This is a genomic window from Brevundimonas sp. CURTG3B2_SDJG, assembly GCF_057364705.1.
On record NZ_JBNFOJ010000012.1, the window covers coordinates 1 to 10,000 of the forward strand.

Here is a 10,000-nt window from a genome sequence, read left to right on the forward strand (position 1 = left end):
GACGGCAGGCCGGCGGGCGACACGGTGATCGTCGGCGCCGTCACCGTCAGGCTGTAGGCGACGGGCGCGCTGCTGAACGGCCCGGGCGCGGGGCTGCCGTCGCTGGCGACCACGCTGAAGTTGAAGGTCCCCGACACGACGGGGGTTCCCGACAGAACCCCCGCTTGGCTCAGCGTCAGTCCCGTAGGCAGGAGGCCGCCCGTGACCGCGAAGGTTCTCGGCTCCTGGCCGCCCGCGGCGGTGAAGGTCTGGCTGTAGCCGGAGCCGGCGGCGACGGCGGGCAGCGGCCCGGCGACCGGGGTGCTGACCGTGATCGTCGGGTCGGCGACGGTCAGGGCGTAGGCCCGCGAACCGGTGAAGCCCAGGCTGTCGGTGGCCGTGACGGTGAAGTTGAACGTCCCCGACGCGCCCAGCGCGCCGGACAGAGCCCCGCTTGCACTCAAGGTCAGACCCGGCGGCAAGGCGCCGACGGTGACCGCATAGGTGGAAGCCCCCACCCCGCCCGAGGCGGTGATCGTCTGGCCGTAGCCGGCCGCCGTCGTGGCCGGCGGCAGGCCGGCGGGCGATACGGTGATCGTCGGCGCCGTCACCGTCAGGCTGTAGGCGACCGGCGTGCTGCTGAACGGCGTGGGCGCGGAATCGGAGGCTGTGACCTGGAAGTTGAAGGTTCCAGCGGCCGTGGGCGCGCCCGACAGGACGCCCCCCGCGCTGAGGCTCAGCCCCGGCGGCAGGGCGCCGGCGGTGACCGCGAAGGTCCGCGCTCCGAATCCTCCAGTGGCGGTGAAGGTCTGGCTGTAGCCGGCGCCGGCCGCGACGCCGGGCAGAGCCCCCGCCGAGGGCGAGGTGATGACGATGGTCGGGGCCGCCACCGTCAGAGGATAGGCCCGCGTCCCCACCGCCCCGTGCGCGTCGGTGGCCTGGACGACCAGATTGAAGGTCCCCGCCGTCGCAGGCGTGCCGGCCAGGTCTCCTCCCGACGATAGCGACAGTCCCGCGGGAAGCGGATCGCTGCCTCCGGCCAGGGTGAAGCCGTAGGGAACCGCGCCCAGGCTGGCGGAGATGGTCTCGCTGTATGCAGCGCCGACCTGGCTCGACAGGGCGATCGCGGACAGCGCCAGCGTCGGCGGGGAAACCGTGACCGTCACCGTAGCCGGGGCCGACGTCCCGCCAGGATTTGTCGCGGTGTAGGTGAAGCTGTCCGACCCCGAATAACCGCCGGTCGGCGTGTAGGTGATCGAAGTCCCCGTCACCGAAACCGAACCGTTCGTCGGAAGCGTCGGCGTCGCGACCCCGAGGGTGATCCCGCCCCCGAGGACCAAGGCCACCGGGTTTCCGGCGCTGTTGGCCGCGACGGTCAGGCTGACCGGGCCGGCCGTCGGCGGCGCTGGCGGCGAGACGGTGATGGTCACCGTCGCCGGAGCGGATGTCCCCGCGGTGTTGGTGGCCGTGTAGGTGAAGCTGTCCGGACCCGCGTAGTTGGCGTTCGGGGTGTAGGTGATCGAGGTCCCGCTGGCCGTCGCCGTACCGTTCGCCGCCGCAGTTCCCACCGCCACGCTCGAGGCGGCGCCGGTGATGCTCAGGGTGATCGAATTGGCCCCGGAGTTGAACGCCACGGTCGCGCTGACCGGGTTGGCGGTGGTGGGCGTCTGGCTGACGGTGACGGCCACAGTCGCCGGAGCCGAGGCGCCGCCGGCGTTGGTCGCCGTATAGGTGAAGCTGTCCGGCCCGAAGTAGCCGGGGTTCGGGGTGTAGGTGATCGACGTCCCGCTCGCCGTGGCCGTCCCGTTCGCCGCCGGGGTTCCCACCGCCACGCTGGCCGGCGCGCCCCCGGTGACGTTCAGCGTCACCGGATTGTTCGCGCTGTCCTGGGCCACCGTCGCGCTGACCGCATTGACCGCGGGCGGCTGCGGATGAACGGTGACGGTCACCGTAGCCGGAGCCGACGTCCCGGCTGCATTGGTGGCCGTGTAGGTGAAGCTGTCGGGGCCGAAATAGCCGGGGTTCGGCGTGTAGGTGATCGAGGTCCCGCTCGCCGTCGCCGTCCCGTTCGCCGCCGGGGTTCCCACCGCCACGCTGGCGGCCGGGCCGCCGGCCAGGCTCAAGGTCACAGGATTGTTCGCGCTGCCGTAGGCCACGGTCGCACTGGCCGGGTTCGCCACGGGTGCCTGCGGGTTGACGGTGATCGTCACCGTCGCCGGGGCCGAGGTCCCGCCGACGTTGGTCGCGGTGTAGGTGAAGCTGTCTGGCCCGAAATAGCCGGGGTTGGGCGTGTAGATGATCGAGGTTCCCGCCGCCGTGGCCGTGCCATTCGTCGCCTGGGTTCCCACCGCCACGCTGGTGGCCGCGCCGCCGGTGAGGCTCAGGGTCACCGGATTGTTCGTGCTGCCATAGGCGACCGTCGCGCTGACGGCGTTGGCGATCGGCGGGTTCGGCGTGACGACGGTGATGCTGTAGGCGCGGGTGTTGGCGAACGGCGCCGAGGGGCCGGTGCTGGAATCCTGGGCGCGCACGGTGAAGTTGCTCGTTCCGGTTCCCGAGGGCGTGCCGGAGATCTGGCCCGTGGCCGGATTGATGCCCAGGCCTGCCGGAAGCGCGCCTGCCGATATGCTGTAGGCATAGGGCGCCGCACCGCCGCTGGCGGTCGCGGACTGACTGTAGGCGATTCCCGTCGTGCCGTTGGGCAGCGTCGCCGGGCTGATCGAGATCGTCGGGGGACTGACGGTGACGGTCACCGTCGCCGGCGCCGAGGTCCCGGCCGAATTGGTCGCCGTATAGGTGAAGCTGTCCGGTCCGGCGTATCCCGCTGTTGGCGTGTAGGTGATGGAGGTCCCGGCCGCGGCGGCCGCGCCATGCGTCGCCTGGGTTCCGACCGCGACGCTGGTCGCGGTCCCGCCGGTGATGTTCAGCGTCACGGGATTGCCGGTGCTGCCGTAGGCCACGGTGACGCTGACGGGATTGGCCACCGCCGCCACCGAGGCGATGGTGAAGGAATAGGCGCGCGTCCCAGCGTAGGGGCCGGTCCCGGTGCTGGAATCTTGCGCTCGGGCCGTGAAGTTGAAGCTTCCGCTCTGCGTGGGCGTGCCCGACAGGACACCGCCCGCGCTCAGCGACATGCCCGTCGGCAGGGCGCCGGCGCTGACGCTCCAGGTGTGAGGGGCCGTTCCTCCGGTCGCCGCCAGGGTGGTCATCGTATAAGCGGAATTCTGCGTCCCGTTGGGGACGCTGGCGGTGGTCACGCTGATCGTCGGCGGCGCGATGGTGACGGTGTAGGGCTGGTCAATGGTGAACGGCCCGGTTCCGACCGAATTGTCGGTCGCCCGGACCGTGAAGTTGAAGGTTCCGCCCGCGGTCGGCGTGCCCGAGAGCGCGACCGTGCTCGTAGTGGCGTTCGGATTGCTGACGACGCCCAGAGACAGGCCGGGCGGAAGCGCGCCGGAGACGACGCTGAAGCTGTAGGGCGACGCTCCGCCCCCCGCCGTCAGGGTCTGGCTGTAGGCGGTGGCGACCGTCCCGTTAGCCAGGCTCGGCGTCAGCGTCAGGGTTGGATTGGCGACCGTCACATTGACCGTCGCGGTCAGGCGACCCGCGCCCGAGCATCCCGCGTCGTTGCAGAAATACATGGTGAAGGTGTCGGGGCCGGCCCAGCGCGAATGGGGGCTGAACGTCAGAGTGTTGTCCGCGGCGTTGGTGACCCCAGACCAGGTTCCGCCGCCCGTGGACGAGCCGGACGTCGGCGGCGCCACGCCGCTGTCCACCGCAGGGTAGCGCGGATCGCAAGCGGCGAGCACGGCGGGGTTGACCGCCGTGCTCATGACGTAGGTGTTGCCCGTCGAGCGATAGGGGACCGTGCCCCAGTTGATGGTGCACGCGCCGCCCTGAGCCTGGGCCGATCCCGGCGCGGCGAGGCTGAGCGCCGCCGTGGCGAGCACGAGCAGGAGCGCGCCCAACGGGCAGGCCGAGACGAACAGGCGGGCCAGCCGCCATAGGACCAGACGCTCCACTCACCCCTCCCACCGGCCATGCGGAACACCGCCTGACGCCGGAATCGCGGTCGTCCCGTATCGGACAGGCCTCCCCTTCAGCCTCGTCCGAGCCTCTTGTCTGCAACCATAACGATATTCACCGTTCCTTTACCCTTAGACTCCCTTCAGGCGAAAATCCACGAAGATGTATTGTCAAAGTTGTAGAGTTGGTCCCTATTGCCGCGGCGCGACCGGGAGGGCGGCGGTCGCGTGAGCTCCGCTCATCATTGTCAGTCGAGTTTTCGCCGAAGCGTACGTCAGTCGTCCGGGCGGGCCGGGCGGCGTTGATCCAGGAGAGCGCACAGTGGCAGAGTACTACCTCGGCCAGGTCATGTTGACCGGCTTCGGCTTCGCCCAGAAGGGCTTCGCCATGTGCAACGGCCAGCTTCTGCCCATCGCGCAGAACCAGGCGCTGTTCTCTCTATTGGGCGTCACCTACGGGGGAAACGGGACCACCAACTTCGCCCTGCCTAATCTCATGGGCCGCACGCCGATCGGCCAGGGACGGTCGCCGATGGACGGGAGCACCTACACATGGGGCAGTCGGCCGGCACGGAGACCGTGACGCTGAACATCTCTCAGATGCCCCAGCACAACCACGCTTTCATGGCCTCGACCCGCCCCGGCGCGGTCACCACGCCGACGACGCCTCCCGGCGCCTACGCCGCGGCCTCCATCTCGGGCGGTGGAACGGAAAACATCTACGCGCCGCCGGCGGCCGGCGCGGACGTCGCCTTGCTGCCGGCCGCCGTCGGCCCGGCAGGCGGGACCCAACCCCACCAGAACATGCAGCCGTTCCGGGTGATCAACTTCAACATCGCCCTCACCGGCATCTATCCGTCGCGCGGCTGAGCTGGAGGCGAACCGATGAGCACACCCTATCTTGGCGAAATCCGGCTGTTCGGCTTCCCGCGCATTCCCACCGGATGGCAGTCCTGCGACGGCTCTCTCCTGTCCATCGCGGAGTACGACGCCCTTTACAACCTGCTGGGCACCACCTACGGCGGCGACGGCGTGACCACGTTCGGTGTGCCCGATCTGAGGGGGCAGGTCCCGCTCCACCAGGGCTCCGGCCAGGGCCTGACGCCCCGGCCGCTCGGCCAGGGCAGCGGGGTGGAGTCCGTGACCCTGACCGTTCAGCAGATGCCCCAGCACAACCATCCCTGGATGGCCACCCAGGGCGCGGCGACGACACAGACCCCAGGTCCGACCGTCATCCTCGGCGCCCTGGCCACCGACACCCAGTACGTGACGGACATCACCAACTACGTCGCCTATCCGTTGACGGCCAACAGCGTTCAGCCGACGGGCGGCGGCCAGCCCCACGACAACATGATGCCGACCCTGACGGTGAGCATCTGCATCGCCCTCTACGGCATCTATCCCTCGCAGTCGTGACGCCTCGATCCGAACACCGTCGAGGCGACTCGACCCGCAACCCGCGAGAAGCGCAATGACCGAACCCTTCATCGGCGAAATCCAGCTCTTCGGCTTTCCCTACGCCCCGTATCAATGGGCGATGTGTCAGGGCCAGATCGTTCCCATTCAGCAGAACACTGCGCTGTTCTCGCTGCTGGGCACCCAGTACGGCGGAGATGGAAAGACCACGTTCGCCCTGCCGAATTTTGGCGGGAACGCGGGTGACAACCAGGGCCAGGGCCCCGGCCTGACCCGGCGCGTGGTCGGCGAGATGGTGGGCGAGTCCAACGTGACCCTGCTGATCACCGAGTTGCCGGCGCACACCCACACCGCCCAGATCTACATGGCGCGGGGAACCACGGCGCGGGTCGGCACGCCGGCCAGCGGAGCGGCGCCCAGCAATCCCACGGCCGCGCAGGGGTTCGTCACCGACGGCTCGCCCGACACCATGTTCAACCCGCTGGCCATCTATCCCGTCGGGGGCACCCAGCCGCATCCCAATCAGCAGCCCTATCTGGCGCTGAACTATTCGATCGCGCTCCAAGGCGTGTTCCCGAGTTTCGGTTGACCGCTGTTCGACGTGGACGACATCCTGGACGCCCCCGCCGGCTGGTCCGCGCAGGGGTTGATCCTGCGCCCCCAGCGCGATGGAGACGAAGCCTTCCTGAGGCTGCTCTACGCGTCCGTACGGGCTGAGGAACTGGCCCTCGTCCCCTGGTCCGACGCGATGAAGGCGACGTTCCTCGACAGCCAGTTCGGGCTCCAGGCCCTCCATTTCGCCCAGTTCCACGCCACGGCGGACTATCTGATCGTCGAGGAGGCCGGCGCGCCGATCGGCCGACTGTACCTGGACCGCAAGCCCGACGGCTTCCTGGTGATCGACATCGCATTCCTCCCCCATCGCCGGGGCGCGGGGCTGGGCGCGGAGTTGCTGCGTCACGCCCATCGGCGAGCGCGCCGGGCTCGCGCCGGCCGCCTCTGGCTTCACGTCTCTGTCCTGAACCCGCGCGCGCAACGGCTCTACGAGCGGTTGGGTTTCCGCATCACCGAAGGAGCCGACGAGGCATACCGGACGATGGAATGGCCCGTCAGTTGAAGACCGCCTGGTAGAGCACGCCCGAGACATCGCGCCCTACCGGCACCAGGAACAGATCCACCTCCCCCAGGGCGGGGTTCTTCAAACGGTAGACCTTCTGCGGCAACACCACGGGCGAACCGCTGCGGAAGACCAGCGAGAACGGCGACCGGCGCATGCCGGGAAAGGCATGGGGGGCCAGAGGTTGGACCTCCACCAAGGTCACCGGCATCGAACTCTCCCCCAATCCCAGATCGAACGTCTCGTTGGCCCGCCCAGCGAATGTCTCATGCGACAGGATCTGCATCCGAAAGGCCCTCCCCGGCCGAAGGAACAGGTTCGCGCGACTTGAGACGCCGCGCAACCTTTGGGCGCAACCCGCCCCGCGCAGGCGCCCCTTTCCTCCGCTGCGTGGGCGAGATCCGACCCGAGGCGTGGCGGCCGCCTCCGACCGGAAGAGCGGCCGGCGGCCGCAAGCGCCGACATCCATGGCCGCTGGATGCGCGAGGGGGCGATCAGGACGGCAGATTGGTCCGGAACCGATCCAGGTCACGGCCACGAAGGGGCCGTCGCAGCCAACCCGCCGTGGCAGACCCAGCGGGCAGACCGATCGGAACAGAAAAAGCCCCGCCGGAAAAACCGGGCGGGGCTTTCAATCTTGGGTGCGGGAGCAGGATTTGAACCTGCGACCTTCAGGTTATGAGCCTGACGAGCTACCGGGCTGCTCCATCCCGCGGCAAACGGTAGTGAGTGAGGAAGAACGGTTCTAAATCATTCGTCTGTCCGACTGGTAGACCCGGCGGCGACCTACTCTCCCGCGCCTTAAGACGAAGTACCATCGGCTCTGGAGGGCTTAACGACCGAGTTCGGAATGGGATCGGGTGGGGAACCTCCGACATAGCCACCAGGTCAACCAGGCGGACAGACGAATGAATGAAGACATTGTCAGACGATCATCTGGCCTGATGATCATCGAATGAGTTTTGCTGAGAAACGATCAAGCCGATCGGATTATTAGTACCAGTAAGCTTCATGGGTCGCCCCACTTCCACACCTGGCCTATCAACGTGGTAGTCTTCCACGATCCTCAGCGAAGCCTTGTTTTGAGGTTAGTTTCCCGCTTAGATGCTTTCAGCGGTTATCTATTCCGTACATAGCTACCCTGCTGCGCAGCTGGCGCCACGACAGGTCCACCAGAGGTACGTCCATCCCGGTCCTCTCGTACTAGGGACAGATCCTCTCAAGCTTCGAACACCCACGGCAGATAGGGACCAAACTGTCTCACGACGTTCTGAACCCAGCTCACGTACCACTTTAAATGGCGAACAGCCATACCCTTGGGACCTGCTCCAGCCCCAGGATGTGATGAGCCGACATCGAGGTGCCAAACTTTGCCGTCGATATGGACTCTTGGGCAAAATCAGCCTGTTATCCCTAGAGTACCTTTTATCCGTTGAGCGATGGCCCTTCCACGCGGGACCACCGGATCACTATGGCCGACTTTCGTCTCTGCTCGACTTGTCAGTCTCGCAGTCAGGCGAGCTTATGCCATTGCACTCGACGAGCGATTTCCGACCGCTCTGAGCTCACCATCGCGCGCCTCCGTTACACTTTGGGAGGCGACCGCCCCAGTCAAACTACCCACCACGCCATGTCCCGGGACCGGATAACGGCCCTCGGTTAGACGTCAACGACAGTAAGGGTGGTATTTCAAGGATGACTCCACCAGAGCTGGCGCCCCGGCTTCATAGTCTCCCACCTATCCTACACATACGGTCGCTAACGCCAAGGCGAAGCTATAGTAAAGGTTCATAGGGTCTTTCCGTCTGACCGCGGGAACCCCGCATCTTCACGGGGAATTCAATTTCACTGAGCCTGTGCTGGAGACAGTGGGGAAGTCGTTACGCCATTCGTGCAGGTCGGAACTTACCCGACAAGGAATTTCGCTACCTTAGGACCGTTATAGTTACGGCCGCCGTTTACCTGGGCTTCAGTTCGACGCTTTCACATCTCCCTTTAACCTTCAGGCACCGGGCAGGCGTCAGACCCTATACGTCGCATTGCTGCTTCGCAGAGCCCTGTGTTTTTGCTAAACAGTCGCTACCCCCTGGCTTGTGCCACTCATTCTAGGTTGCCCTAGGTGAGTCACGCTTATTCCGAAGTTACGCGTGCAATTTGCCGAGTTCCTTCAGCACAGTTCTCTCAAGCGCCTTGGTATACTCTACCTGACCACCTGTGTCGGTTTCGGGTACGGTCTCTGCTGGAGTTATTTCCAGGGACAACTTCGCTGCCAGGACAATCCAATAAGCCCTGACAACTTACGCCATCCGTCACTTCCAGCTGGTGCAGGAATATTTACCTGCTTCCCATCGACTACGCTTTTCAGCCTCGCCTTAGGGGCCGACTAACCCTGCGCAGATTAGCTTTACGCAGGAACCCTTGGTCTTTCGGCGACAGTGTTTCTCACACTGTTTGTCGTTACTCATGTCAGCATTCTCACTTCCGATACCTCCAGCCAACCTCACGGTTGACCTTCACCGGCTTACGGAACGCTCCGCTACCGCTTGCACAAAGTGCAAACCCATACCTTCGGCGACTGGCTTGAGCCCCGTTACATTTTCCGCGCAGGATCGCTTGATCAGTGAGCTGTTACGCTTTCTTTAAAGGATGGCTGCTTCTAAGCCAACCTCCTGATTGTCAAAGCAATCCCACATCGTTTCCCACTTAGCCAGTACTTGGGGGCCTTAGATGATGGTTAGGGTTGTTTCCCTTTTCACGACGGACGTTAGCACCCGCCGTGTGTCTGCCCGATAGTTCTCTTGGGTATTCGGAGTTTGGTTAGTATTGGTACCGCTCGCGCAGCCCGCAACCATCCAGTGCTCTACCCCCCAAGGAATTCGTCGGACGCTCTACCTAAATAGATTTCGCGGAGAACCAGCTATGTCCAGGTTTGATTGGCCTTTCACCCCTATCCACAAGTCATCCCAGAATTTTTCAACATTCACGGGTTCGGACCTCCAGTTGGTGTTACCCAACCTTCATCCTGCTCATGGATAGATCACCTGGTTTCGGGTCGTCATACGTCGAACTTAGCGCCCTATTCAGACTCGCTTTCGCTGCGCCTACACCTAACGGCTTAAGCTTGCTCGACACATGAAGTCGCTGACCCATTATACAAAAGGTACGCCGTCACCCCGCATGGGGGCTCCGACTGCTTGTAGGCTTCCGATTTCAGGATCTGTTTCACTCCCCTCGTTGGGGTGCTTTTCACCTTTCCCTCACGGTACTTGTTCACTATCGGTCGTAGAGGAGTACTTAGGCTTGGAGGGTGGTCCCCCCATGTTCAGACAGGATTTCACGTGTCCCGCCCTACTCGAGTCTCTTGCTGTTTGACGTCTACGGGGCTGTCACCCGCTATGGCCGGACTTTCCATTCCGTTCGACTTTATTTCACAAGAGCACTGGCCTGGTCCCGGTTCGCTCGC

General features: G+C 65.1%; 7 protein-coding genes, 1 tRNA gene and 2 rRNA genes (1 of these 10 cut by a window edge). 5 read left to right on the forward strand and 5 right to left on the reverse strand.

The window, feature by feature from the left end; translation table 11 throughout:
* Positions 1–4,001: beta strand repeat-containing protein (locus AC2W7C_RS01450; protein ID WP_485999849.1), on the reverse strand; the 4,001-nt coding region annotated here is incomplete at its 3' end.
* A 325-nt stretch (positions 4,002–4,326) separates the two neighbouring features.
* Between AC2W7C_RS01450 and AC2W7C_RS01455 the strand changes: the two genes are divergently transcribed.
* From AC2W7C_RS01455 to AC2W7C_RS01475, 5 genes are read left to right on the forward strand one after another with little or no spacing between them, the layout of a single operon-like run.
* Positions 4,327–4,587, forward strand: a complete 261-nt coding sequence (locus AC2W7C_RS01455) for a phage tail protein (protein ID WP_485999850.1) — start codon at positions 4,327–4,329, stop codon at positions 4,585–4,587.
* On the forward strand, positions 4,557–4,874 hold the full coding sequence (locus AC2W7C_RS01460) for a phage tail protein (RefSeq protein WP_485999851.1): 318 nt from the start codon (positions 4,557–4,559) through the stop codon (positions 4,872–4,874). Before AC2W7C_RS01455 ends, AC2W7C_RS01460 begins: the two co-directional genes overlap by 31 nt.
* Positions 4,875–4,889: 15 nt before the next feature.
* The gene (locus AC2W7C_RS01465) at positions 4,890–5,420 is read left to right on the forward strand and encodes a phage tail protein (protein WP_485999852.1); all 531 of its coding nucleotides are present in this window, start codon (positions 4,890–4,892) and stop codon (positions 5,418–5,420) included.
* 55 nt (positions 5,421–5,475) lie between these two features.
* Complete coding sequence (locus tag AC2W7C_RS01470) at positions 5,476–6,009, forward strand: phage tail protein (RefSeq protein WP_485999853.1); 534 nt, start codon at positions 5,476–5,478, stop codon at positions 6,007–6,009.
* A gap of 12 nt (positions 6,010–6,021) precedes the next feature.
* On the forward strand, positions 6,022–6,537 hold the full coding sequence (locus tag AC2W7C_RS01475) for a GNAT family N-acetyltransferase (RefSeq protein ID WP_485999854.1): 516 nt from the start codon (positions 6,022–6,024) through the stop codon (positions 6,535–6,537).
* Here the strand turns inward: AC2W7C_RS01475 and AC2W7C_RS01480 are convergent.
* The 4 genes from AC2W7C_RS01480 to AC2W7C_RS01495 all read right to left on the reverse strand — a co-directional run.
* On the reverse strand, positions 6,530–7,006 hold the full coding sequence (locus AC2W7C_RS01480) for a DUF6916 family protein (RefSeq protein WP_485999860.1): 477 nt from the start codon (positions 7,004–7,006) through the stop codon (positions 6,530–6,532). The genes AC2W7C_RS01475 and AC2W7C_RS01480 overlap by 8 nt on opposite strands.
* A 169-nt stretch (positions 7,007–7,175) precedes the next feature.
* Positions 7,176–7,252: transfer RNA gene (locus AC2W7C_RS01485), tRNA-Met, on the reverse strand.
* Between the two features lie 58 nt (positions 7,253–7,310).
* Positions 7,311–7,425 (reverse strand): 5S ribosomal RNA (gene rrf, locus AC2W7C_RS01490).
* An 84-nt stretch (positions 7,426–7,509) separates the two neighbouring features.
* Positions 7,510–10,000: ribosomal RNA gene (locus tag AC2W7C_RS01495) — 23S ribosomal RNA — on the reverse strand (it continues 297 nt past the right edge of the window).